Annotated in this window: 26 protein-coding genes; 13 read left to right on the top strand and 13 right to left on the bottom strand. The window is 44.8% G+C overall.

Annotated features, from left to right (window positions below):
• Positions 1-133: 133 nt before the first annotated feature.
• The 5 genes from hflD to ACUM5Y_RS01810 form a co-directional block, all read right to left on the bottom strand.
• The gene (gene hflD / locus ACUM5Y_RS01830) at positions 134-766 is read right to left on the bottom strand and encodes a high frequency lysogenization protein HflD (protein WP_445975139.1); all 633 of its coding nucleotides are present in this window, start codon (positions 764-766) and stop codon (positions 134-136) included.
• 23 nt (positions 767-789) lie between these two features.
• Positions 790-1,911 carry a tRNA 2-thiouridine(34) synthase MnmA gene (mnmA, locus tag ACUM5Y_RS01825; RefSeq protein WP_445975138.1) on the bottom strand — a complete coding sequence of 374 codons (1,122 nt, stop codon included), beginning with the start codon at positions 1,909-1,911 and terminating at the stop codon, positions 790-792.
• Between the two features lie 65 nt (positions 1,912-1,976).
• A complete protein-coding gene (locus tag ACUM5Y_RS01820) occupies positions 1,977-2,381 on the bottom strand; it encodes an NUDIX domain-containing protein (protein WP_445975137.1) in 405 nt (134 codons plus the stop codon).
• Positions 2,314-3,024 carry a pseudouridine synthase gene (locus ACUM5Y_RS01815; RefSeq protein WP_445975136.1) on the bottom strand — a complete coding sequence of 237 codons (711 nt, stop codon included), beginning with the start codon at positions 3,022-3,024 and terminating at the stop codon, positions 2,314-2,316. The genes ACUM5Y_RS01820 and ACUM5Y_RS01815 overlap by 68 nt, the downstream gene beginning before the upstream one ends.
• A gap of 97 nt (positions 3,025-3,121) precedes the next feature.
• Positions 3,122-3,373, bottom strand: a complete 252-nt coding sequence (locus ACUM5Y_RS01810) for a cold shock domain-containing protein (RefSeq protein ID WP_445975135.1) — start codon at positions 3,371-3,373, stop codon at positions 3,122-3,124.
• 321 nt (positions 3,374-3,694) lie between these two features.
• Between ACUM5Y_RS01810 and clpS the strand changes: the two genes are divergently transcribed.
• Together clpS and clpA are read left to right on the top strand one after the other, a co-directional pair.
• Positions 3,695-4,042: an ATP-dependent Clp protease adapter ClpS gene (clpS, locus tag ACUM5Y_RS01805; RefSeq protein WP_445975134.1), complete on the top strand. Its 348-nt coding sequence runs from the start codon at positions 3,695-3,697 to the stop codon at positions 4,040-4,042.
• A gap of 21 nt (positions 4,043-4,063) precedes the next feature.
• Complete coding sequence (gene clpA, locus ACUM5Y_RS01800) at positions 4,064-6,325, top strand: ATP-dependent Clp protease ATP-binding subunit ClpA (RefSeq protein WP_445975133.1); 2,262 nt, start codon at positions 4,064-4,066, stop codon at positions 6,323-6,325.
• A gap of 76 nt (positions 6,326-6,401) precedes the next feature.
• On the opposite strand, the gene infA is transcribed toward clpA, so the two are convergent.
• Entirely contained in the window at positions 6,402-6,620 is a 219-nt protein-coding gene (gene infA, locus ACUM5Y_RS01795; RefSeq protein WP_012070936.1) for a translation initiation factor IF-1, read from the bottom strand.
• A gap of 208 nt (positions 6,621-6,828) precedes the next feature.
• On the bottom strand, positions 6,829-7,578 hold the full coding sequence (gene aat, locus ACUM5Y_RS01790; protein ID WP_445975132.1) for a leucyl/phenylalanyl-tRNA--protein transferase: 750 nt from the start codon (positions 7,576-7,578) through the stop codon (positions 6,829-6,831).
• Positions 7,579-8,102: 524 nt separating this feature from the next.
• Between aat and ACUM5Y_RS01785 the strand changes: the two genes are divergently transcribed.
• The 7 genes from ACUM5Y_RS01785 (at position 8,103) to cobA (ending at position 16,470) form a co-directional block, all read left to right on the top strand.
• Positions 8,103-9,032 (top strand): hypothetical protein, encoded by a 930-nt coding sequence (locus ACUM5Y_RS01785; protein WP_445975131.1) that lies wholly within the window; start codon positions 8,103-8,105, stop codon positions 9,030-9,032.
• 127 nt (positions 9,033-9,159) lie between these two features.
• A complete protein-coding gene (locus ACUM5Y_RS01780; protein WP_445975130.1) occupies positions 9,160-11,937 on the top strand; it encodes a DNA translocase FtsK in 2,778 nt (925 codons plus the stop codon).
• Positions 11,938-11,967: 30 nt separating this feature from the next.
• On the top strand, positions 11,968-12,582 hold the full coding sequence (gene lolA / locus ACUM5Y_RS01775) for an outer membrane lipoprotein periplasmic chaperone LolA (RefSeq protein WP_445975129.1): 615 nt from the start codon (positions 11,968-11,970) through the stop codon (positions 12,580-12,582).
• Positions 12,582-13,937, top strand: coding sequence for a replication-associated recombination protein A (locus ACUM5Y_RS01770; protein WP_445975128.1), 1,356 nt, complete (start codon positions 12,582-12,584; stop codon positions 13,935-13,937). The genes lolA and ACUM5Y_RS01770 overlap by 1 nt, the downstream gene beginning before the upstream one ends.
• A complete protein-coding gene (gene crcB, locus ACUM5Y_RS01765) occupies positions 13,934-14,305 on the top strand; it encodes a fluoride efflux transporter CrcB (RefSeq protein WP_445975127.1) in 372 nt (123 codons plus the stop codon). The genes ACUM5Y_RS01770 and crcB overlap by 4 nt, the downstream gene beginning before the upstream one ends.
• 66 nt (positions 14,306-14,371) lie before the next feature.
• Complete coding sequence (gene serS / locus ACUM5Y_RS01760) at positions 14,372-15,673, top strand: serine--tRNA ligase (RefSeq protein WP_445975126.1); 1,302 nt, start codon at positions 14,372-14,374, stop codon at positions 15,671-15,673.
• 53 nt (positions 15,674-15,726) lie between these two features.
• Entirely contained in the window at positions 15,727-16,470 is a 744-nt protein-coding gene (gene cobA / locus ACUM5Y_RS01755; RefSeq protein ID WP_445975125.1) for a uroporphyrinogen-III C-methyltransferase, read from the top strand.
• Between the two features lie 43 nt (positions 16,471-16,513).
• Here cobA and ACUM5Y_RS01750 read toward each other — a convergent pair whose 3' ends face one another.
• The 6 genes from ACUM5Y_RS01750 to hpf all read right to left on the bottom strand — a co-directional run bounded on the left by ACUM5Y_RS01750 (position 16,514) and on the right by hpf (position 19,080).
• Positions 16,514-16,834 (bottom strand): TusE/DsrC/DsvC family sulfur relay protein, encoded by a 321-nt coding sequence (locus ACUM5Y_RS01750; RefSeq protein ID WP_445975124.1) that lies wholly within the window; start codon positions 16,832-16,834, stop codon positions 16,514-16,516.
• Between the two features lie 4 nt (positions 16,835-16,838).
• Entirely contained in the window at positions 16,839-17,120 is a 282-nt protein-coding gene (locus tag ACUM5Y_RS01745; protein ID WP_445975123.1) for a DsrH/TusB family sulfur metabolism protein, read from the bottom strand.
• Between the two features lie 2 nt (positions 17,121-17,122).
• The gene (locus tag ACUM5Y_RS01740; RefSeq protein ID WP_445975122.1) at positions 17,123-17,470 is read right to left on the bottom strand and encodes a DsrE family protein; all 348 of its coding nucleotides are present in this window, start codon (positions 17,468-17,470) and stop codon (positions 17,123-17,125) included.
• Positions 17,471-17,473: 3 nt separating this feature from the next.
• A complete protein-coding gene (gene tusD, locus ACUM5Y_RS01735; protein ID WP_445975121.1) occupies positions 17,474-17,866 on the bottom strand; it encodes a sulfurtransferase complex subunit TusD in 393 nt (130 codons plus the stop codon).
• 97 nt (positions 17,867-17,963) lie between these two features.
• Positions 17,964-18,623, bottom strand: coding sequence for a Bax inhibitor-1/YccA family protein (locus ACUM5Y_RS01730; RefSeq protein WP_445975120.1), 660 nt, complete (start codon positions 18,621-18,623; stop codon positions 17,964-17,966).
• A 145-nt stretch (positions 18,624-18,768) separates the two neighbouring features.
• Complete coding sequence (gene hpf, locus ACUM5Y_RS01725; RefSeq protein ID WP_445975119.1) at positions 18,769-19,080, bottom strand: ribosome hibernation-promoting factor, HPF/YfiA family; 312 nt, start codon at positions 19,078-19,080, stop codon at positions 18,769-18,771.
• Positions 19,081-19,315: 235 nt separating this feature from the next.
• On the opposite strand from hpf, the gene ACUM5Y_RS01720 reads away from it, so the two are divergent.
• From ACUM5Y_RS01720 to uvrC, 4 genes are all read left to right on the top strand, one after another.
• Positions 19,316-20,140, top strand: a complete 825-nt coding sequence (locus tag ACUM5Y_RS01720; RefSeq protein WP_445975118.1) for a DnaT-like ssDNA-binding domain-containing protein — start codon at positions 19,316-19,318, stop codon at positions 20,138-20,140.
• A complete protein-coding gene (locus ACUM5Y_RS01715) occupies positions 20,049-20,861 on the top strand; it encodes a replication protein P (RefSeq protein ID WP_445975117.1) in 813 nt (270 codons plus the stop codon). Before ACUM5Y_RS01720 ends, ACUM5Y_RS01715 begins: the two co-directional genes overlap by 92 nt.
• A 109-nt stretch (positions 20,862-20,970) precedes the next feature.
• The gene (locus ACUM5Y_RS01710) at positions 20,971-21,612 is read left to right on the top strand and encodes a response regulator (RefSeq protein ID WP_445975116.1); all 642 of its coding nucleotides are present in this window, start codon (positions 20,971-20,973) and stop codon (positions 21,610-21,612) included.
• Positions 21,613-21,630: 18 nt separating this feature from the next.
• Complete coding sequence (gene uvrC / locus ACUM5Y_RS01705) at positions 21,631-23,454, top strand: excinuclease ABC subunit UvrC (RefSeq protein ID WP_445975115.1); 1,824 nt, start codon at positions 21,631-21,633, stop codon at positions 23,452-23,454.
• The last annotated feature ends 5 nt before the right edge of the window (positions 23,455-23,459 follow it).

Genomic DNA, 23,459 nt, shown 5'->3' with positions numbered 1-23,459 from the left:
ACTCAAGATTGATGTCAGTGATTTTAACGAATAGCGCTTATTTAAGAGTGTTGCGATCAGGATTTTTTCGTAAATTTAAATCTATTGCTGAGCAAAAAAAGACCGAATAATCATCGGCCTTTTAGATGTACTTTTAATGACGCGCTTCTAATGCGTTTAACAGTGCTTTACGTTTGAAAATTAAATGCCAACGCTTACCACCCAGTTGTCGCCATAGCATAGCGGCGCGAATACCCGCCATTAAAATACTGCGCACTTGATTGGCAATGGGGGCCTGTTGTAAGAAACGGCTGTCTCCTTGCACTTGAATACGAAAGGCTAGCTTACTTAAAGTGTCTTGGTACATTCCGGAGATCGACGCCAGCATATTTTCATGCAAAACATCGTCATCGTAATGGGCTTTTTTCTGTTCAATTTGGGAGATTTTCTGACCTATCGTCGACAGCATGTCAGTCTCTTTCGACAGTTTGCCTTCAAGGTGTACCAGGCTTAACGCGTATCTTAGGGTGTCTGGGTTGACGCTGTTTCGGTCTTTGCCTAACGCTTGCTTAGCAATGCGACGACCCAAAGCAAGATTGGTCTGATGATCCCAAGAACCGCCGTAGATGTCTTCGGTTGTCTGGGGATTAAGTATTAAGATGCTTTCCACCATAGGGCGAAGCGCATCTTTATCCACTGTACCTGTTTTGGCGAGAGTGGCGACCAATTCAGCGGCTTGAAAAATCGCGCTTAATGCAATGCTTTGCTGCTTTTCTTGACTGTTCACGAATCTACTGCCTGCTGTCTCGATTATTTATTGAATGCTTGGTTAATGATGCCGCCACCAAGGCACACGTCATCCACGTAAAAAACCACAGACTGACCCGGTGTTATGGCTCGTTGAGGCTCATTAAAGGCCACTTCAATGCGCCCGTCTTCGATTTCATAAAGCGTGCAGTCTTGATCCGGCTGACGGTAGCGACATTTTGCTTTGCAGGTTAGTGGCAGTTCTGGCTTATGGCGTGCCACCCAGTCAAAATTGTCGGCAATTAAGTGGCTCTTGAATAAAGATTCATGTTGGCCGCCTTGGGTAACGACTAATACATTGCGTTCTAAATCCTTTTCCACCACATACCATGGATCATCCGAATAATTCGCTAAGCCGCCAATACCTAGCCCTTGGCGCTGACCTATGGTGTGGTACATGAGGCCGTGGTGGCGACCAATTTTATCCCCTTCAAGGGTTTCAATATTGCCCGGCTGAGCAGGGAGGTATTGTTCAAGGAAGTCTTTAAAGCGACGCTCACCAATAAAACAAATGCCTGTACTGTCTTTTTTGTTGTGAGTAATGAGTTGAAACTCTTCCGCTAAACGTCTTACTTCTGGCTTTTCAAGCTCTCCAACAGGGAAGAGTGTTTTAGCGATTTCGTCTTTACCCACAGCGTACAAAAAGTAGCTTTGGTCCTTGTTGCCATCAAGACCTTTTAATAGCAGTGGCTCTCCATCTTTTTCACCACGGCGCACGTAATGGCCAGTCGCAATGTAATCTGCACCAAGGGCAAGGGCGTATTCTAAGAAGGCTTTGAATTTGATTTCTTTGTTACACAGGATATCTGGGTTGGGAGTGCGGCCAGCTTTATACTCTTCTAAAAAGTGTTCGAAGACATTGTCCCAATACTCGGCTGCAAAGTTGGCCGTATGGAGTTTGATTCCCAATGTGTTACTGACGGCTTGAGCATCGGCTAAGTCATCTTTGGCGGTGCAATATTCGGTGCCGTCGTCTTCATCCCAGTTCTTCATGAAAAGACCTTCGACTTGATAACCCTGCTGCATCAAAATAAGTGCGGATACGGAGGAGTCGACACCGCCGGACATGCCGACAATGACTTTTTTGGTGCTGTTTACGCTGGGCGTCGCTTGGTTTGCTTTCATGACCTGTAAATTACTCGTTTAACGTTGAGGCTTGGCCTCGAATGAATGTAAGTGGGCTAATAGTATCATTTTATTGGCTCTGAATCAGGGGTTAAGAACTGATCCGACATAAAGCTTAGGGGGATAATGGGGTTGTTTTGGGAATCTTCAATGCAGGTCATGACTAAGGGGCTGCGAAGCATGTGTGTCTTGATTTCTGCATGGCTTAGCCAATGGCTTGAAACTATGTCTTTGTCTAATTCGTTGCTTTCACAGGCTATCGCCTCACAAACAAAGCAAAGCCTGTGGTAAGTGTCCGCATTTGGGTGCGGTGTAAAACTATAAAGACCCAGCAGGCCAGTTGGTTCTACTCGCCAACCAGACTCTTCTAATGTTTCACGGACAACAGCTTCTATTGCGCTCTCATGGTTTTCTATGTGTCCGGCGGGTTGGTTTAGCACCAGCTGCCCGTCCTGCCACTCTTTTACCATGAGGTACTTGTCGTCCTTTTTGATAACGGCCGCGACCGTTAGGTGAGGTTGTCTTATTTCTTCTTTGTTCAAACTGTTCGACCTCTTTGGCAAGTGTTGGCGAAAGGTCAGTATATTGCCATTGTCCAACCGGGATATTGTCTAGTGTGTATGGGCCTATAGCGTAACGGATGAGGCGTAAGGTGGGAAACCCAACCGCTGCGGTCATGCGTCTCACTTGACGATTTTTACCTTCTTTTATCTGAAGTGAAATCCAGCTGGTGGGAATGCTTTCACGGTATCTCACTGGTGGAACTCTTGGGGCAAAGTCGGGCTCTTCGATACATTCTGCGATGGCAGGTTTGGTTAAACCATCTTTTAACGTAACACCTTCTTGCAGTTGTTCAATCGCTTCCTGGGTGATTTCTCCCTCTACTTGCACCCAATAGGTTTTAGCCATCTTGAAATCTGGCGAAGCGACAATATGTTGTAAAGGACCATGATTGGTCAGTAGAAGTAAGCCTTCGGAGTCAAAATCTAATCGCCCTGCAGGATAAAAGTCAGCGACGTCGATGAATTGAGCAAGGGTGGTTTTATCCCCTTCTGGTGAGAATTGGCTCATCACGCGAAAAGGTTTGTTAAAGAGAATTAAGTTGGACGACATAAGCTTAATTAAATCACTAGGCACAAGAAGTAAATGGTTAAGAATAATGACTTATTATTCCTAACCATCATAACAACTTATGGGTAAAAGTGCTGTCTTATGCTTGGGCGGGTTGTATTTCTTGATCGGTTGGGTCTTTGGAGGAGTCAAGTGGGGTGATGTCTATGGCGTGGAGTCCGCGGTTACCAGGTTCAACTTGGAAACTAACGTCTTGCCCAGCTTTTAAGGTTTTATACCCTTCAACATTGATGGCTGAGTAATGAATGAAAAGGTCCTCTGTAAATTCGTCACTAATGATAAAACCATAACCTTTGGCGTTATTAAACCATTTGACTGATCCGCGATGCATGAGTTACTCCTTAGTTACTCTAGCCTATACAGGCCCTTTGAATGGATGCTTAGTTAAAAGGGTTGGTACTTCACAGTTATAATCTAGTTGTCGAAAAATAAATGTTAAAAATTGCAAATTAGGTGTGAATTGTTTCACAGCATTCAATGCTAAAATGGCGTTTTAAGCATAGCTTGCACATTTAGTTTTCTACTATTGAGCGTAGAAGTGGATTGTGAATTTGTAAAATCAAACTCAGCTGGCGTCAGTCTTTACTAGAAAAGCAGGGCGTTATGTGTTTGATTTAGAGTAGCGTAACTATTTACTGGTAGAGATTTATTAATGACCAAGAGTGACAAAATTAGGTTGGGTGCAGATGACGAGCAACATGGCCGTCATGATGTTTTATTGGCACCGGAAGAAACAGAGTTAAAGCCGCCTTCTATGTATCAGGTGGTGTTATTTAATGATGATTATACGCCAATGGATTTTGTCGTATTTGTGCTTCAGCGTTTTTTCTCAATGGATGGAGAGAAAGCCAATCAGGTAATGTTAGAAGTTCACCAGAAGGGTAAAGGTGTGTGTGGTGTCTACCCTTTTGATATTGCAGAAACCAAAGTAGCAATGGTACAACAGTTCGTAGAACAAAATGAGCACCCCTTAATGTGTGACCTACAAAAAGTCGACTGATTTCAGAGTGAGGGAATAGCAATGTTAGATAAAGAACTAGAGCAAACCCTGAATACGGCCTTTAAAGCGGCGCGTGATAAGCGCCATGAATTCATGACAGTTGAGCATTTATTACTGGCTCTCATAGACAATAAAGCCGCCAGTGGTGTGATGGCGGCTTGCGGTGTTAGTTTAGATATCCTATCCAAAGAACTTGAAGAGTTCGTGGACAGTACCACCCCACTTATCCCTGAAGACGATGAAGAACGAGAAGTGCAGCCAACCTTGGGCTTCCAACGCGTTCTACAACGTGCTGTGTTTCACGTCCAGTCATCTGGTAAGCGTGAAGTCACGGGGGCTAATGTGCTGGTGGCTATTTTTAGTGAGCAAGAGAGTCAGGCGGTTTATTTGTTGAAACGCCATGATGTTGCTCGTATTGATGTGGTCAACTATGTGGCCCATGGTATTTCAAAATTGGGCGATGGCACTCAGGGCGATACACATAGTGAAGAAGATTCGGAAGCGGAAGATACCACAACCGCGCCATTGCAAAAGTTTGCTACTAACTTAAACGAAGAAGCCAAGGCTGGCAAAATCGATAAGTTAATTGGCCGTGAATACGAAGTGGAACGGGTGATTCAAACCCTTTCTCGCCGCCGTAAAAACAACCCTCTCTTAGTGGGTGAGTCTGGGGTGGGTAAAACCGCTATCGCAGAAGGTTTAGCTAAGCGCATAGTGGATGGTCAAGTGCCAGAAGTTATTGCGGATGGCGTTGTTTATTCTCTAGATTTGGGCGCCTTGCTTGCAGGAACCAAATACCGAGGAGATTTTGAAAAACGTCTTAAACAGCTCTTGGGTGAGTTGAAAAAACTCCCTAATGCCATTTTGTTTATTGATGAAATTCACACCATTATCGGTGCAGGTGCAGCATCTGGTGGGGTGATGGATGCTTCAAACCTTCTAAAACCGGTATTGAGCTCAGGTGGTTTGCGCTGCATAGGTTCAACGACTTTCCAAGAGTTTCGTGGTGTGTTTGAAAAAGACCATGCACTAGCGCGTCGTTTCCAGAAAATTGATGTGAATGAGCCGAGCGTTGATGACACTTACCAAATCTTGAAGGGTATTATTGGCTCTTTTGAAGAGCATCATCAGATTAAATATGAAGAACCTGCTCTGTTGGCGGCTGCAGAGCTTGCTCAGCGCTATGTGACGGATCGTCATATGCCAGATAAGGCAATTGACGTTATTGATGAGGCGGGTGCTTACCAGCGTTTACAGCCTGAAGAAAGGCGTAAACAGGTAATTAGCGTGGCAGATATCGAAGATATTGTCTCTAAAATTGCCCGAGTACCTGTAAGAGCGGTGAATTCAGATGATAGGCAAGTGCTGTCTAACTTAGAGCGAAACCTTAAAATGGTGGTGTTCGGACAAGATGGCGCCATTGAGTCTCTATCAGCGGCGATTAAACTCTCTCGTGCTGGACTTAAAGCAGAGCAGAAACCTATTGGTTCATTCTTAATGGCTGGGCCTACAGGTGTCGGTAAAACTGAGGTTACCAAGCAACTCGCTCAACAGCTTGGTTTAGAGCTGATACGCTTCGATATGTCGGAATACATGGAGCGCCATGCTGTGTCTCGATTGATTGGTGCACCACCAGGCTATGTTGGCTTTGACCAAGGCGGGTTGTTAACCGAAGCTGTGACGAAAAACCCTCACAGTGTGGTCTTGCTCGATGAAATAGAGAAGGCCCACCCTGAAGTCTTTAATTTGCTCTTGCAGGTAATGGACCACGGCACACTAACGGATAACAATGGCCGCAAGGCGGATTTCCGTAATGTGATCTTGGTGATGACGTCAAACGCCGGCGCAGAAGAGCTGGCTAAGCGCTCAATCGGCTTTTCTAACCAAGATAACTCCAGTGACGGTATGGAAGTCATTAATCGTACTTTCACGCCAGAGTTTAGGAACCGTCTTGATGCCGTCATTCAATTTAATCAATTGGATGAACGCATTATCTTTAACGTGGTGGATAAGTTCTTGGTGGAGTTGCAGGCTCAGTTGGACTCTAAAGGCGTGCTACTGACCGTTACGGATACTGCGCGAGGCTGGTTGGCTAACAAGGGTTATGACAGGCAAATGGGGGCTCGACCAATGGCTCGGGTGATCCAAGAGCATTTGAAGAAACCTTTGGCAGAGCAAATACTATTTGGTGACCTTACTGAAGGTGGTCAAGTGGTCGTGGCTTTAGATGAGAAGCAAGATGTGCTCTCTTTTCGTGTCGAAAAAGAGGCTGTTGTGCACTAGCTTGGTTCGCAAGACATAAAAAAACCGGACATCGAGTCCGGTTTTTTTATGTCTCATCGTTTGAGAGAAACGATGCTTAACGTGCGCGGTAAACGATACGGCCTTTAGAAAGATCGTATGGTGTTAATTCCACTTTTACCTTGTCACCCGTCAAAATACGAATGTAGTTTTTGCGCATCTTACCAGAGATGTGTGCGATAACAACGTGTCCGTTTTCTAATTCGACACGGAACATGGTGTTAGGCAACGTATCAATGATAGTGCCCTCCATTTCTAAGCCTTCTTCTTTTGCCACAATATGTGTCCTATGGTGTTTAACTAATAGTGAGTAGGCGTCAGCCTAATGGGTATTCGAAGTCTAGAGTCTGACGGCAACGAATATCGTATCAATTGAGCGCTGTAAATGTTTAGTCGAAAACGCTAACGAGGGACGCCTTAATTTTGATCGTGCATATTCTGCCTAAAAAACCACCGTAAGGCAAACTTAGTTGGCCGTTTTGCGCTTAATTCGATACTAAAATCCTCAGATCTTCATTTTGCTTCGCTATATCCATAAGTCTTGTATTCTTGCTTGGGGTCGGAATATGGGCATCCAATTTGTCAATAAATTGTGCTCTAGGCATAAGTTTTGCGCCAAGAGAGAGCATATGTTCAGACTCTACTTGGCAGTCGATTAGCCTAATGTTGCTTTGGTTGGCCAATTCACAAAGTGTTTTTAGGGCAATTTTTGAAGCGTTTGGGGCGAGTGAAAACATGGATTCACCAAAAAAAACTTCCCCCATGGCAACACCATAAAAGCCGCCAACGAGCTGCTGGTCTAACCAGACTTCAATGGAATGGGCATAGCCTAAGCTGTGTAGTTTTGTGTAAGCGTTCTGTATGTCTCTGCTAATCCAAGTGCCTTCTTTTTGTTCCCTTAATTGTGCGCAATGGCATATAACTTGCTCAAAAGCCTGGTTGCAGGTGATGGACCAAGGCTGCTTTCTAAGCGACTTGTTAAGGGATCGTGATACATGAAATTCACTTGGAATAAGAGTGCAGCGTTGGGCTGGATGCCACCAAAGAATCGGGTCTGGTTCACTATACCAAGGGAAAAAGCCATGTTGATATAGGTGTATGAGGCGTTCAGGGCTTAAATCACCACCGATGGCGCATAAGCCTTCCGGGTCGCTTAATGCACGGTTTGGATCTGGCGTATCAAAGGAGCTTTCTGATAATAAAACTAGTTCAGGTTCTGGGGACACGGGCGTCATAAGTTTGTAAACCACTGCTTTACAAGAAAGTATTTATCTTAACAAAAGCTTTCTTTTAGGGAATTGAGAAAAAAAATCTAAAGTTATACCCTGCTGCGTCGATAGCTGAAATAAGCAAAGAAAATCTCTTCGCTTGTGATTTGCCTGCACAATTATCGCTGACATTATGTCCTAATGTGCATGTATTATTCAAAACAAGAGGATTTTTTAGGGTCGTTGTTTGTTTTTTACTCAAAAAAACGAGTTAAATGCAAAAAAATGAAAAAAAAGTGCAAGGATCGCTTGACCCGCTATGGAAAACTTGGTTTTAATCGAGGTATTCCGAAACGGTGACTCAAATACCAAACGATTTGCAGTGTTAGGAACAACTTACAATTTCGCTACATTTACAATATGTAATAAAAGTGCAATTGATAGGTTTTAGAATACTTGAAATTGTTGATTTACCAACGTTTCTTGTTCAAAGAAGAAACTGACTAATAGGTCTATAAAGACCACATAATATAATTAAAGGGGAATCTTGAATGAAAGCGATTAAACTTGCTTCTGTGTTTGCGGTAACTGCTGTTGCAGCTGCTGTCTCTTCTACTACTTTTGCTGCTGAAGCTGTTTTCTCAGGTGAAGCAGGTGTTGAATACACTAGCTATTCTAACAGCGGTAACGGCGACCAAGCTGATGGTACTGACATCGGTGAAATCGAGCTTTCTGTTGATACTGGTGTTGTTTACGCTGAAATCGAAATCGCGACTACAGGTGCTGATGAAGGTACAACTATCGGCATGGAAAAATTGTACGTGAAACAAGGTGCAGTTTCTTTCGGTCGTTTTGACGGCTCTGTAGCGACTGGCTCTTTCATGGGTATGGACGAGATCTACGGTGGTGTTGATCTTAGTACTACTTCAGATACTGACAACACTGGTATCCGTTACGCTGTATCTGATGAGTTGACTGTTGCACTTGAAGCTACTCGTTCTGTAGCAGCAGTGACTGCTGTAGCTGATGATCCTGCTACTGTTGCTGATGAAACAGTAGCAGGTGTAGAAGCTGCTGACGGTGATGTAGGTGTTGCGATCTCTTACGTTCAAGACTTCGGTGGCTTCACTGCTGGTATCTCTGGTGGTGTAGTAGGTGATTCTAACGCAATCAACCTTGGCCTTCAGACAGTTGCTGGTCCAGCGACTCTTTCTCTTAACTACGGTGTAGGTGAGAAAGGTACTGGTACTACTACTGACGTAGAGCAGCTAACTGCTTCTGTTGCAATTGCAGCAACTGATGCACTTACTCTTACTGTTGAGTACTCTCAAGATCTAGAAACAGCTAGTGAGCCAAGCGGTACTTACTTTGTAGGTGAATACGCTGTTGGCGATCTAACTTACTACGTGAAAAACTACGCAGGCGACCTAGTAGGTGATGCTGATGAGCGTACTATCGTAGGTGTTAGCTCTTCTTTCTAAGATTTCCCTTTCTTGGAATAAAAGCGAAAGCCAGCCCTTTGGGCTGGCTTTTTTTATGTTAAGCTAGACAACAAATTCAGCGCTTTAATGCGCTTGTATAGCGATTAACATAAATGGGAATGCGATTTTGGCGAGAAGTACTAGTGAGTCGGTAAGATCACCAATTAGGGATATGTTTGCCAAGCAGGCTGCTTTTATCGCGGCATTATTGGTATTGTTTTTTTTAGGTTTGGCTACCTACAGTTATCATCCACAAGATGCCGGTTGGTTTTATTCTGGCAATGGTGGCGTGATACAAAACTCAATGGGGCCTATCGGTGCCATCTTAGCGGATCTCGCCTCTGGTTTTTTTGGCAGTCTATTTTATTCTCTTCCCCCTTTATTTCTTTGGGTTGCCATTATTCTATGGCGTAACCCTCATCAATTATTACCTATCAATAATGCCCTGTTGTGTACTTTAGGTATTATTCTTTATTTGTCTTTTGGCTCAGTACTGTGTTTTTTACATACGGTTGGTGATCCCAATTTACAATACGGTACTGGCGGCATTTTAGGCCGCGGTTTAGGTATTATTTTATTTCATTTTATTGGTTACGACGGTGCAACATTGGTGAGTTTGGCGCTGGTGATATTGTCATTTACCTTGCTCTCACAATTGCACTGGCTGGCCTTGATGGATTCAGTTGGGGAAAAAACTTATCGATTAGTAGAGAAACTGAACAATCGTTATCAAGCCTCTAAAGCAGAAAAGCGTGATATACAGAACGAGCAAGATGACTCCTATCAAGAGGATGTGGAGCTAGAAACTGAAGAGCCTGCCATTGTGCGTAAAAAGCGCCGAGCGTTACTAGCAGGGTTTGCTGGCAATAAAGCTAAGGCTGAAGAAATCGCTAATGAGCACGATAATCAGGCTGAAGCACATAACTCATCTCTTGCTATTAATAATGAGGAAGGGATTGAAGAGTCAGCAGAATCAGAGTTAGAGAATGGTAAGGCTGAGTCAAAATGGCGTTCGTTGTTTTCTCGTAAGGAAAAAGTAAGTCAAGACTCAGCTGAGCAAAGAGAATATAACGAGCCTGAGTTTAATGGCCTAGATGATATTTTGTTCGATGAACAAGATGTCAATATTGCCGATACCTTATACATAGATGAAGAATGGGAATCCACAAAATCAGTGTCTCAAGCGCGTGCGCCGAAGAAAGAAGAATTGCCCGCTGAGGATGAGCCTTTTGCTGCAGTCAGTGAAGATCAAGCCGATGCATTGTTGTTTGGAAAAGCTGAGGAGGCACAAAACACTCATACCCCTCCAAAACCTGCAGAGATTCCAACCCACAAACCAACGGTGCGAACGCTTTCAGAGGCCAAACAATTAGATAACTTGAATAATGGTCCAGACGATTCCACTGAGGATAATAAAACCAAAACCTATTCTTTGCCCGATCGTTCTGTGTTAACCAAACCTAAGCCCAAGCAAGGTGGTTACACAGAAGAAGAGCTATTGGATCTGTCTAATTTGTTAGAGCAGCGTCTACGTGAGTTCGGTGTTAAGGCGGAAGTGGTTGAAGTAAACCCCGGCCCTGTGATTACACGTTTTGAAATTCAACCTGCAGCGGGTGTTAAGGTTTCAAGAATCACTAATTTAGCCAAAGATTTAGCCCGTTCACTGAGTGTATTAAGTGTGCGGGTGGTCGAAGTAATCGCAGGCAAATCAACTATTGGTATTGAAATACCAAATCAGGTGCGTGATACGGTTTATTTCGCAGAGGTGATTAACTGCGAAATGTACGACAAGGCATCCTCTCCCTTAACCTTGTCCCTAGGTCATGACATATCTGGGGAACCTGTTGTGGTGGATTTAGCGAAAATGCCCCATGTGCTGGTCGCGGGTACCACAGGTTCCGGTAAGTCGGTTGGGGTTAATGCCATGATTTTAAGTATGCTGCTTAAATCAACTCCAGATGAAGTCCGCATGATCATGGTTGACCCGAAGATGCTCGAGCTTTCCATCTACGAGGGAATTCCACACCTATTAACGCCCGTCATTACTGACATGAAAGATGCCGCAAATGGGTTACGTTGGTCTGTGGATGAAATGGAAAGACGCTATAAGCTGATGTCTAAGCTAGGGGTGAGAAATATTGCTGGCTACAATAAGAAGGTCAGAGATGCCATTGAAGCCGGTTCCCCAATTGAAGACCCTCTATGGCAGCCAGAAGAGGCCATGTTCTCCCAAGATGGAGTGGCTCGTACCGTACCACATTTAGAGCCTCTACCTTATATTGTCATTGTCGTGGATGAGTTTGCCGATATGATGATGATAGTGGGCAAAAAGGTGGAAGAGCTAATTGCCCGTATTGCTCAAAAAGCTCGCGCCGCAGGTATACATCTCATTTTGGCTACCCAGCGTCCTTCGGTGGATGTAATTACCGGTTTGATCAAAGCGAACATACCAACCCGCATGGCATTTCAAGTGTCATCAAAAATTGACTCGCGTACGATTCTGGATCAAGGCGGTGCCGATCAATTATTGGGAATGGGGGATATGCTCTATTTACCGGCAGGCTTGCCGACGCCCATTCGTGTGCATGGTGCGTTTGTTTCAGATGATGAGGTGCATGGTGTGGTAGAAGAGTGGAAACAGCGTGGCGAGCCTGAATACATCAATGATGTGGTAGTGAATCCTGAAGATCTAATGACAGGGGATGACAATGATGAAAAAGATGCCTTGTATGATGAAGCTGTAAAAATAGTGATTGAAACCCGTAAAGCTTCTATCTCTTCCGTGCAGCGTCGCTTAAAAATAGGCTATAACCGAGCGGCTAACCTAGTTGAAGCAATGGAAGCCGCGGGCCTTGTTGGGCCGATGGGAACCAATGGGCAAAGGGAAGTTTTGATCCCCGAATAATCGCTAAACGTTTTAATTTTGGAGAATACCTTGTTGAAAAACATTATCGCTGTATTAGTTGTTGGTTGGACAAGCGTTACCTACGCGGCAACATCGGCTAGTACTGCTCTAGAATCCGTGTTGGAAAAGAATCGAAACATTGAAGGGGAATTTCGCCAGGTTACCTACGATGAGGCGGGCAAGCAGCTGCAAGCCAGTGAGGGTATATTCTTGTTAGCCAAACCGAATCAATTTGTTTGGGACACGGTTTCACCTTACCCGCAAAGAATTTTGTCTGATGGTGAAAGCATCACTGTTTGGGATGTGGACTTAGAACAAGCCACGAAGAAGCCGCTAGCGGGTGCCATCGGTAATTCACCGGCAGCGCTCTTGGGGCAACCGGCGGCACAAGTACTGCCTCATTACCAGATTAGCCAGTTAGGGGATGAAAAGTTTCGGTTGGCGCCAAAGGAATCAGACACTTTGTTTCAGAATCTTACTTTGTCGTTTCGTGATGAAGTAATCAGTGCCATGGGCATTGTTGACTCCCTTGGTCAGATGACGGTGATTGAGTTTAAAAATGTAGAGCCCCATGACGGGGTCGCGAAAGAAAACTTCTCGTTAGATTTACCCGCTAACGTGGATGTTATCGTAGAAGGGCAATAATGCAGGACCTGTTTGCTGACATGTCATCGGGGGCTTATCAACCCCTCGCGGCACGCATGAGGCCCACCGTATTAGATGACTACATAGGTCAGTCTCATTTGGTGGGCCCCGGTAAACCTTTGCGACGCATGGTTGAAACCGGTCATTGCCACTCTTTTATCCTATGGGGACCACCTGGGGTAGGAAAAACCACCTTCGCACAGCTGCTCAGTCATGCGCTCTCAGCGCAATTCATTGAAATTTCCGCCGTTATGTCTGGAGTGAAGGAAATTCGTGCGGCGGTTGAGCAAGCACAGCAATGGCGGGCGATGAAGGGCTCCCAGACCGTACTGTTTGTGGATGAGGTTCACAGATTTAATAAATCCCAACAAGATGCTTTCTTGCCTTATATCGAAGATGGCACTTTTTTATTCATTGGTGCCACCACTGAAAATCCAGCCTTTGAACTCAATTCAGCACTGTTGTCCCGAGCTCGAGTTTATCGGTTGAAGACTCCCACAGTAGAAGATATCTCCAAAGTGCTGAATCGCGCTTTGCAGGATGAAACTCAAGGCATGGGGCAAAAAGGCCTGTTAGTTAGTCGCGAGCATTTAGACATATTGGCCCAAGCCGCTGATGGCGATATTCGCCGTGGGTTAAACTTTTTAGAAATCCTCTCTGATCTCGTTGAGCCAAATGTTGCGGTAAGCCAAGAGCAACTTGAAGATGTGCTTGGTGGCAGCTTGCGTCGATTTGATCGTAATGGGGATGTGTTTTACGACCAAATTTCGGCTTTTCATAAGTCAGTACGAGGTTCATCTCCAGATGGCGCCTTGTATTGGATGGCAAGAATGCTCGATGGCGGCTGTGATCCCTTGTATATCGCTCGACGTTTATTAGCGATCGCATCTGAAGACATAGGCAATGCAGATCCTAGAGCCCTACAAGTTGGTCTTAATGCTTGGGATGTTTTTGAACGTGTTGGACCAAAAGAGGGTAATCGAGCGATTGCTCAAGCGGCTGTGTACATGGCCTGCGCCCCCAAAAGTAATGCTGTTTATATGGCGTTTAGTCAGGCCAAAGCCGATGTGGCAAGTCAGCCCAGTTACGAAGTGCCTATCCACTTACGCAACGCACCCACCTCTTTAGCGAAAAGCATGGGGCACGGTGATGATTACCGCTATGCTCATAATGAAGAACATGGCTATGCGGCAGGGGAACAATATCTTCCTGAAGAGCTGCAAGGAACTCGATATTATCAGCCAGCGAATCGAGGTTTGGAGCAAAAAATTGGCGATAAGCTGAATTGGCTCTCCGAGTTAGATACTAACAGTCCGGTGAAACGTTACCAAGACGCATTTAAGGGCGAAGAATGATGTATTTGATGATTGCCCTAGGCGGAGCTTTTGGCGCTCTAAGTCGCTATGAGATGGGGCGCTGGATCAATAGCTTTTGGAGCTTGCCTTTTCCATTCGCTACATTGGTGATTAATGTACTAGGGTGCGCCTTGATGGGCATTGCTTTTGTGGTGATTAATGAAAGGTTACCTTCCTTAGAGGCTTATCGCCCGCTTATCATGGTGGGCTTTTTAGGCGCCTTCACCACCTTTTCGACTTTTTCTTTAGAAATTGTCTCGCTTATTAACATGCAGGCTTGGCTAAGTGCCATAAGCTATTTATTATTGAGCTGTATATTGGGTGTCGCCGCATTGGCGATTGGAATTGCGCTCGCGCGATTATTTTAACCCGTTAATTTTGATTTTTTGCGAACACTGAGTTCGTTGATATTGTTAAAGGATACTGTTGCTAAGATGTTAGACATTAAAGCGCTGCGCGCTGACCCCGAAGCCATTGCCGAGTTACTTAAGAAAAAAGGATACGAACTGGATGTGGCTACTTTTTCTTCCTTAGAAGAGCGTCGTAAAAGCATTCAGGTAGAAACGGAGCAGTTGCAGCAGTCTCGTAACTCAGTATCGAAAGAAATTGGCCAAGCGATGAAAGCGGGCGACAAAGATAAAGCGGCACAGCTAAAAGCCCAAACAGCGACTTTAGGTGATGATTTAGCTGCGGCTAAGCAACAGCTAAATGATGTACAGCAAGCGATGGACGAATTGCTAGAAGGTATCCCAAACATTCCTCATAGCTCTGTGCCTGAAGGCCAAACAGAAGACGATAACGTTGAGATTCGTCGTTGGGGCGAGCCTAAGCAATTTGATTTCGATGCGAAAGACCATGTTGACCTAGGCGAAGCATTGGAACTTTTAGACTTCGAAGCGGCCGTGAAAATTACCGGCTCACGCTTTGCTGTTATGCGTGCGGATCTCGCGCGTCTTCACCGTGCATTGACCCAGTTTATGATCAATACCCATGCGGATGACCATGGTTATTCAGAAGTTTATGTGCCTTATTTGGTGAACGCCCATTCACTAAAAGGAACAGGCCAGTTGCCGAAATTTGAAGAAGACCTTTTCAAAGTGCCGGTTGATAAAGAAAGTGGTAATAACGATCTTTATTTAATCCCCACGGCAGAAGTACCTGTTACCAACTTGGTGCGTGACGAAATCCTAAACGATGCAGATCTACACAAGAAATTTGTTGCCCATACACCTTGTTTCCGCAGTGAGGCAGGCAGTTACGGACGTGATACCCGAGGCATGATCCGTCAGCATCAATTCGAGAAAGTTGAATTGGTTCACGTGTGCCGTCCAGATCGCTCTGAGGCCGTGTTAGAAGAGTTAGTGGGGCATGCTGAAACCATTTTGCAAAAACTTGAACTTCCTTATCGTACTGTGATTCTTTGTGGCGGAGATTTAGGCTTCTCTGCTCATAAAACTTACGACATCGAAGTATGGCTTCCAGGCCAAGGTAAATACCGTGAGATCTCTTCTTGCTCAAACATGGGAGACTTCCAAGCGCGTCGTATGCAAGCTCGCTGGCGTAACCCAGAAACAAATCGACCCGAATTGGCACATACCTTGAATGGTTCTGGTTTGGCTGTAGGGCGTACTCTAGTGGCCGTTTTAGAGAACTATCAGAACGCCGATGGCAGTATTACCATTCCTGAGGTGTTAGTGCCTTATATGGGCGGCAAAACACAGCTAAACAAAGCCTAAAAGTTGATTTGAAAGCCTCTTTTAAAGGGGGTTTTTTATAGAGTAGATGCATTATGACGGGTAAGGTTTATTTAATTGGTGCGGGGCCGGGTGATCCTGAACTACTGACATTAAAAGCACACCGCTTATTAATCAGCGCTGATGTGGTGCTGTATGACCGCTTAGTGGGAAAAGACATCATTGATCTGATACCTGAGTCGGCAGAGAAAATGTACGTGGGCAAAGCAAAGTCGCTGCATAGCTTGCCTCAGGGAGAAATTAATGTCTTGCTGGCCAAGAAGGCACAAGAAGGAAAAATGGTGGTACGTCTAAAAGGCGGAGACCCATTTATTTTTGGCCGTGGCGGAGAAGAACTCGAAGAGCTAGTGGAAGAGCAAGTGCCTTTTGAAGTCGTTCCTGGAGTGACGGCGGCGGCGGGTTGTGCTGCCTATGCGGGCATTCCTTTAACCCACAGGGATTATGCTCAATCAGTACGGTTTTTAACGGGTCATCTAAAAGATGGCACTACAGACCTGCCTTGGGATGAGCTGGTCCATCCAGCACAAACTCTGGTGATTTATATGGGCTTGACTGGGCTGGCGGATATCGCTCAATCACTCTTAAAGTTTGGTATGTCTGCCGCTATGCCGGTTGCCGTCGTAGAAAAAGGCACCACAAGTGAACAACGTGTTTTCACCTCCACCATTGCTGATATATGCTCAGTGGTGAATGAGCAGGAAGTAAAATCTCCAGCCTTGTTGATTATTGGCGAAGTGGTTACTTTGCAAGATAAGTTAGAATGGTACGGCAAGTACTAAAAGAAATTAGCGTTAAAAAAGGAGTCGAGAGACTCCTTTTTTATTACAGGCAGTTAGCGGGTTTCGGTAATCCGGCGATTTTTGCCGCCAATTTTGGAGGGCTGCCAGGGAATAGGGTCATTAAATAAATGCTACGGCCTTTTTCGCTTCCCAATGATTTACTCACCGCTTTTACCAAAGGGCGCATTGCAGGAGAAAGTCCATATTCCTCATAAAAGTTCCGTAATAGATGGATTATCTCCCAGTGAGCATCACTGAGTGCAACACCTTCCTCTGTCGCCAATTGCTCAGCCAATTCGGTGGACCAATCTGCTAAATCGAGCAGGTAGCCTTCTTCATCTAAGATCGTTTTGTCTAGCGTCATAATGTTACCAGCTAATGTGTTTATCGGCTGCGAGGGTGGTCTCTACCCATTCAATTTCAGTCAGTGGGGTGCCTGCTTGAGGTTCTAAGCCGTAGGCCTCCGCATCGGACTGAAGGTAATACAGTGGAATACTTTTGCTCTCAAGCCACGCTAAAAAAGGAGGGGATTGAAGGCGCATGATAGCCTCTTCAATCAGCATGATGGCATCATCCGGCTGTAAGCTGCTCTGCCATAATGCTTCTAATTCGGCAGAGTAGGCGTACTTGTTGAGTTGAAAGAGCGTCATAATTAAAACCTAAAAACCTGTTGATATTGGCCAAACAGCTGTTGCCACTTTTGTGTTTCAAGTGCTTGTATTCCTTGCCAGCTGGGTTGAGGCATAGCCAAGGTTTGCTGGCGTTCAATAAAGATATTTTCAATATCGTAGAACTCTAAGCCATCTAGCAGTTTGTTGAGGTTCTTGCCGTGGGTCGAGCTTGGATTTTGTTTGTTACTCAAAATCGATAAAGCAGGACCCGAAATGCAAAGATCCACCGCTTGTTCAAAGGTGGCTAATACCAAAGCAAGATCTAGCCCTTCTTTACAGGCCAAGCTACTAAAGGGGTCACTACTTAAGTGAATGAGGGTGTTTTTCATAGATCACCTAAATTGAATGACTTTACTTGTGCTGTTCATGAGTTCAACCAAAGTACCTAGGCCTTCGAGTTGAAACGGTGGCGCTAAATTGAATTGGGCGGCTTCATACCGTGCTGCTTCACCTTCGCTCAAAATACCGCGACGAACCGCCGCCGCGATACACAGATACAGTGGAATTTCATGTTCTTCGCTAAGGTTTTGCCACGCAGCTAATAAATTGATCTCATCTCGTGGTGGCTGAGTGAGCAGGTTGCCAATCTGCACCGCATCCTGATAGAAAAAGACCCCTGTAATCTGCGCGGTAGGGTGCTCAAGGGCACTTTTTATAAAGCGTAAGGCGCTATGGCAGGCCTTGCTTTGATAAGGGTCTCCAGTCACTAAAAGAGCGTATTGCATGGCGCGATAACCTGATATGGGCTTGTGTTTGGTGTAAAGGTAAATTTTACACAACAAAAAGGCCGCAGTCTGCGGCCTTTTTGATTCAAATAAGGAATTACTCGTCGCGAGCCATGCCTAATAGAGAAAGGATGCTTAGGAACATGTTGTATAGGGATACATACAGGTTCACTGTTGCAACAATATAGTTAGTTTCACCGCCACGAATAATTTCGCTGGTTTGTAGCAAAATGATTGCCGCAGAGAAAAGCGCAAAACCCGCTGAGATAAAGATCTGCAAAGCTGGCATTTGTACAAAGAAGCCTGCGATCACGGCAAACAATAGTACAAAGAAGCCCACGGTAATAAAGCCGTTAAGGAAGCTGAAATCCTTTTTAGAAATAAGTGCGTAAGCAGATAGACCTAAAAATGACAGGCCTGTAATACCCAAGGCACTCATAATCAAGCTGGCACCGTTGGAAAGGCTTAGGTAAGCGCTAAGGATAGGACCCAAAGTTAGACCCATAAAACCTGTTAAAGCGAAAACACACAGAATACCTAGAGAGCTATTTTTGAATTTGTGGGTTGCAAACAACAAACCATAAAAACCCACAAGAGTGATGATCAATCCTGGGTGAGGTAGCTGAAAGGCCATGCTTAAACCAGCAGTAAAAGCACTGAATAGCAAGGTTAGCGATAATAGACCATAAGTATTTCGCAGCGTTTTATTCGCTGTTTGTGACGTATGTGTCGTCGAAAGAGCTTCTGTGTAACGCATTGGAGTGACTCCTATTAGTTTAAAACCTATATAAAGCTAATATGGGGTCGAATGATGCAAAACTCAAGTAGTATTTGGAGACTGTATAAAAACTTAACAAAAAAGCACTGCGTCAGATGATAACGCAGTGCTATTGGAAAATGGTTTAGGCGAGTGCTGTTTTGTGTTGGCCCGCAGCTAATTTGGTTTTGTGCTTGCCTATTTGTCGAGCCAGTTTATCTATCATGGAATCAATGGCGTGAAATAGCCTGTCTTCGGAAGATGCTGCAAAAATATCCTTGCCGGGTAAGTGAAGTGTTGCTTCGGCTTTTTGGGTTTTGCTGTCTTTAAGAAGGGTAATATTAATAGAAGTGATTTGGTCGCTTAGTTTGGCGACTCGGCCTAGCTTTTCATCAATATGTGACTTAATCGCTGGGGTGATATCAAGATGGTGGCCAGTAATATTAATGGTATGCATTCGTTTCTCCTCAATAATGAAATAGATAAAACGTGATGTATTGCCTTTAAAACTGATGTCGACTATTTCAGCATAGGAGTCCATTTTGGCTCTGTCAATAGATGCCATGTGTTGTTGTTTTACGATGTGTCACTAAAAATAGTAGCGCTATTGCGGTGTAATTTGCTCTCGGGTTATCGTGCTAATAGCAAAGGCTTTTGATAGACTAGTATGCTAATTATGTGAAGCGAGCTTTATGTTAGACAACGATTATTCACTGCCCATTTCCTTATCAATGGCGACCAAAATTGGTTTAGAAGAGACTGTATTGCTAAGCTACTTAAAGCAGCAAGCTTATCTTGTTGGTGGCAACGGCTTAGCGATAGATATCCATCAGCTGAGTCGACAATTACCCTTCTTGAAAGCCCCTCAACTATTGAGGCTGTTGGATAATTTACAAATAATCCAACTTATTAGCTATCAACGACAGGGGCAGGTATTGCAAATACAGTTTTCGCCTGCAGATAAAGAAGAGGTGAAAGCGCCTAGGTCAGCACCCACCTCTCAAGTGGATGAAGACCCTATCATGGCGAAAGTGGATCGACTGCAAAGAGAGTCACGTTCACAAACGGCACCTGTGACCCCAAGCGTTAGGCCGGTAACGGAAAGAGCCCCAGAAGCCAGGCAGTCAATTCGTCAGGATTATGCACCAGCCTTGCCGACTGTGAATGATCGTCGCGGGGTGACAGACTTTGATTTGTATTTGGAACAAAAAGAACGCTCACGACAACCGGATCAGTGGTTGCCTGAGGAAGCGACTTTAGAACAAATTACTCAAGCGGGTATCACTCGTGAGTTTGCGGTTTCTTTGCAAACAGAGTTTTTATTAAGAATTAAAGAACAACGTAAAAATGTAAGAACTTGGAACAGCGAGTTTTTTAAATACGTAAAACGTCAGTGGCAATATAAACAATCGGATCGGTCTTCATATGAAGGAACCTCAGTCAGTTCAAAATTTGGTAAAACCTCTAGAGAACAGGTTAGCGACGCCCTCACCAACATCCACGACACAGACTGGTAATAGTCACTATAGAGACGAGCCAAAAGCCGAAGCCAACGAAGCTGAGCAAAAGACTCGTGTGTTGGTTAACATGCTGTTCGCGCGTTTTAAGGCCATCTATACCCATAAGTTTGCATCGGCTTACAGCAACCCCGACGAAGTTAAACTGGCAAAACGTGAATGGGCCATTGCCCTAAAAGGTTTTCAGGAACCTTTATTGGCCTACGCGGTTGAACGAACCAAAGAAGAGTACGCTTGGCCGCCAACGATTTCCGAATTTTTGAAGCTCATCAATACCGCCTACAAAGCTTATGGGTTATTGGATCCAAGAGCGGCTTACCTTGAAGCCTGTTCATGCCGAGTGGATCCTTTAACCTTTCATTGGCGTCATCCTGCGGTTTTCTTTGCGGCCAGCGATGTGGGTTGGTATAAGCTTAAAAGCGAAGAAGAGCGCGTTACTTGGCCCTTGTTTGAAGCCAGTTATTTAAAAATTGTGGATAGAGTGATTGCAGGGGAGCGTTTAGTGGTTCCCAAAGTTGTGCTGATTGAGAATCAACACAACTTAAGCATTACCGATATAACACAAACGATTGCGGAAGAGCTGTCTTTGTCAGAAGAAGCCATTGCACCATTGCTGTATTACACACAAAAGACCTATGGAACGGGGATTCGAAAAGCTTATCGAGCTAAGAGTCAGGAAAAGCTGACTGAAATGGGCTATAAGGGAATCTTACCAGAATAAAGACGACAAACTGGTTCACGCTGATGTTTCTGCTGAGTGGGATCGTTGTCGATATAGTTAAATTTGACGGGTCAAAAAATGGGCCAATCAAAAGTAGGTCGAGGTAGTTATGATAAAAGTTCTATTGGTAGATGACCATTATATCGTCGTTGATGGTATTCGCCGTGTACTAGAAGACGTGGATGGCATACAGGTAGTGGATGTGGTTAAGAGCGGCGAAGAAGCCGTTAAGCAGTCAAAAGCCTTATCTCCAGATGTCGTGCTAATGGATGTCCATATGCCAGGCATTGGCGGCTTAGGAGCTACTAAAGAAATTAAACGCATTTGTCCTAAGGTTAAAGTCATTGCCTTAACGGCTTTAGATGACAGCTTGTACCCAGTAAAATTGTTGGAAGCGGGCGCTTCTGGCTATATTAGCAAAGGGACGAATTCGGATTGTCTTATTGAAGCGATTCAGTCTGTGGCGCAAGGCGGGCACTATATTTCAAATGACATCGCTCAAAAAATGGCGTTGTCTAAAGTCTCGTTGAATGGTCAAGGCTCTCCACTCGAGCAGTTGTCAGATCGAGAGCTACAAGTTGCCCAAATGATCATCGACTGTAAAAAGCCTCATGAGATTGCCGAGCAACTGGTCGTCAGCCCAAAAACCGTTAGTACTTACCGTACCCGAATTTTTTCTAAGCTAAACATAGAGGGCGATGTGGAGCTAATGCACCTTGCCATGCGTTATAAAGTATTAGGTATGGGTTAACACACCCCAGAGGTTTGCTTGAGTCAATTAGAGTTTGATGCGAAACACTTTATTAGCCACCTGACGACCCGACCAGGTGTGTATCGCATGTATGATAAGAAAGGGGACTTGTTATACGTTGGTAAAGCGAAAAACCTCAAAAATCGTGTATCTAGCTATTTTCGTGGTGCTGGTTTAACCACCAAAACCATGGCCTTGGTCAGTAAGATTGATAACATAGAAACCACGGTGACCAAAAGTGAAACCGAAGCTTTGTTGTTGGAACAAACGCTGATCAAACAACATCGTCCTCCCTACAATATCCTGCTTAGAGACGATAAATCCTACCCCTATATTTTACTCTCAGAACATCGTCATCCGGCGTTGTTATTTCGTCGTGGCACAAAAATAGAAAAAGGCACCTTGTTCGGGCCTTTTCCTAGCGGTACAGCCGTCAAAGAAAGCCTGAACACCATGCAGAAGGTTTTTAAGGTGCGCCAGTGTGAAGACTCAACTTATGCTAACCGTTCACGTCCTTGCTTACAGTATCAAATCAAGCGGTGCTCAGGGCCTTGTGTAGGGCTTATAGAAGATGGCGAGTACGAAGCAGACGTTCGACATGCCAATATGTTCTTACAAGGCAAGAATCAGCAGCTAAATGCTGAAATTACTGAGCAAATGACGGCCGCAGCGGCTGACATGGAATTTGAACGAGCGGCTGAGTTGCGAGATCAAATTATACAATTACAGCATATCCAAGAGCAGCAGCATGTGTACGGACAAACTGGCGAAGCCGATGTTCTCGCCTGCATCATTCAGCCTGGCGGTCTATGTGTGCATGTAATGATGGTGCGCCGAGGTAAGGTGGTTGGCAGCAAAAGTTACTACCCTAAAATGCCAATCGAAGTGAGCGAGTCCGAGTTGCTATCAACTTTTATCGCGCAGTTTTATCTGAGCGGTGTGCAGGAGTTACCTAAAGCTTTGATTCTCAGTCATGAGTTAGAAGACACAGAAATTTTAACGGCGGGAATTTACGAAACTACACAAAAGCGCATCGAAGTGTTGCATAATGTGAGAGGTCAGCGAGCCAGATGGTTGGATCTTGCCAAATTAAATGCAGAGCAAGGTTTGCAATCACGTTTAGCGGATAAACGTAACCACTTTAGTCGAGTGGCTGCTTTGCAGAAAGTATTGGGTTTTCGTGAGCCGCCGAGTCATATGGAGTGTTTTGACATCAGTCACTCTAGTGGTGAAGCAACAGTGGCATCTTGTGTAGTATTTGGCCCTAACGGTCCTGATAAAAAGCGTTATCGCTCTTTCAATATTGAAGGAGTGGAGCCAGGGGATGATTACGGTGCCATGAAGCAAGCTTTGACTCGTCGCTACAAACGGGTCAAGAGCGGTGAGCTTGATGCACCGGATGTTTTACTGATTGATGGTGGTAAAGGCCAGCTCACCCAAGCTGAAACCGTCTTAAAAGAGCTAGGTTTGGTGAATATTTTTCTTTTAGGTGTTGCCAAAGGAGATACTCGAAAACCGGGATTAGAAACCCTCTACATAGGTTCTAAAGAAGATGAAGTGGTTTTGCCTCCGGATTCGGTGGCGTTACACCTTATACAACACATACGTGACGAGGCGCACCGCTTTGCAGTGAAAAGCCACCGTCGTCGAAGAGATAAAAAGCGCCGACATTCTGCTTTGGAAGAGATTCCAGGTATCGGCCCAGGGCGTCGTAAAGAGTTGTTAACGACTTTTGGTGGTTATCAAGAAATTTTATCTGCGAGCCAAGAAGAAATTGCCAAAGTGAAAGGCATTAGTGCGAATAAAGCTGCTGAAATTTACAATCACCTTCACAAAAACTGAGCCAA

Source organism: Marinomonas dokdonensis (genome assembly GCF_052747885.1).
The sequence above is the reverse complement of the archived record's forward strand: the minus strand, read 5'-3'. Positions and strand labels throughout refer to the sequence as shown.

Bases quoted from the DNA above. Each gene is read 5' to 3' on its own strand.
- mnmA (WP_445975138.1), bottom strand. From the start codon at position 1,911: ATGAAAGCAAACCAAGCGACGCCCAGCGTAAACAGCACCAAAAAAGTC.
- ACUM5Y_RS01820 (WP_445975137.1), bottom strand. From the start codon at position 2,381: ATGGTAAAAGAGTGGCAGGACGGGCAGCTGGTGCTAAACCAACCCGCC.
- ACUM5Y_RS01815 (WP_445975136.1), bottom strand. From the start codon at position 3,024: ATGTCGTCCAACTTAATTCTCTTTAACAAACCTTTTCGCGTGATGAGC.
- ACUM5Y_RS01810 (WP_445975135.1), bottom strand. From the start codon at position 3,373: ATGCATCGCGGATCAGTCAAATGGTTTAATAACGCCAAAGGTTATGGT.
- clpS (WP_445975134.1), top strand. From the start codon at position 3,695: ATGACCAAGAGTGACAAAATTAGGTTGGGTGCAGATGACGAGCAACAT.
- clpA (WP_445975133.1), top strand. From the start codon at position 4,064: ATGTTAGATAAAGAACTAGAGCAAACCCTGAATACGGCCTTTAAAGCG.
- aat (WP_445975132.1), bottom strand. From the start codon at position 7,578: ATGACGCCCGTGTCCCCAGAACCTGAACTAGTTTTATTATCAGAAAGC.
- ACUM5Y_RS01785 (WP_445975131.1), top strand. From the start codon at position 8,103: ATGAAAGCGATTAAACTTGCTTCTGTGTTTGCGGTAACTGCTGTTGCA.
- ACUM5Y_RS01770 (WP_445975128.1), top strand. From the start codon at position 12,582: ATGCAGGACCTGTTTGCTGACATGTCATCGGGGGCTTATCAACCCCTC.
- crcB (WP_445975127.1), top strand. From the start codon at position 13,934: ATGATGTATTTGATGATTGCCCTAGGCGGAGCTTTTGGCGCTCTAAGT.
- serS (WP_445975126.1), top strand. From the start codon at position 14,372: ATGTTAGACATTAAAGCGCTGCGCGCTGACCCCGAAGCCATTGCCGAG.
- cobA (WP_445975125.1), top strand. From the start codon at position 15,727: ATGACGGGTAAGGTTTATTTAATTGGTGCGGGGCCGGGTGATCCTGAA.
- ACUM5Y_RS01750 (WP_445975124.1), bottom strand. From the start codon at position 16,834: ATGACGCTAGACAAAACGATCTTAGATGAAGAAGGCTACCTGCTCGAT.
- ACUM5Y_RS01745 (WP_445975123.1), bottom strand. From the start codon at position 17,120: ATGACGCTCTTTCAACTCAACAAGTACGCCTACTCTGCCGAATTAGAA.
- ACUM5Y_RS01740 (WP_445975122.1), bottom strand. From the start codon at position 17,470: ATGAAAAACACCCTCATTCACTTAAGTAGTGACCCCTTTAGTAGCTTG.
- tusD (WP_445975121.1), bottom strand. From the start codon at position 17,866: ATGCAATACGCTCTTTTAGTGACTGGAGACCCTTATCAAAGCAAGGCC.
- ACUM5Y_RS01730 (WP_445975120.1), bottom strand. From the start codon at position 18,623: ATGCGTTACACAGAAGCTCTTTCGACGACACATACGTCACAAACAGCG.
- hpf (WP_445975119.1), bottom strand. From the start codon at position 19,080: ATGCATACCATTAATATTACTGGCCACCATCTTGATATCACCCCAGCG.
- ACUM5Y_RS01720 (WP_445975118.1), top strand. From the start codon at position 19,316: ATGTTAGACAACGATTATTCACTGCCCATTTCCTTATCAATGGCGACC.
- ACUM5Y_RS01715 (WP_445975117.1), top strand. From the start codon at position 20,049: ATGAAGGAACCTCAGTCAGTTCAAAATTTGGTAAAACCTCTAGAGAAC.
- ACUM5Y_RS01710 (WP_445975116.1), top strand. From the start codon at position 20,971: ATGATAAAAGTTCTATTGGTAGATGACCATTATATCGTCGTTGATGGT.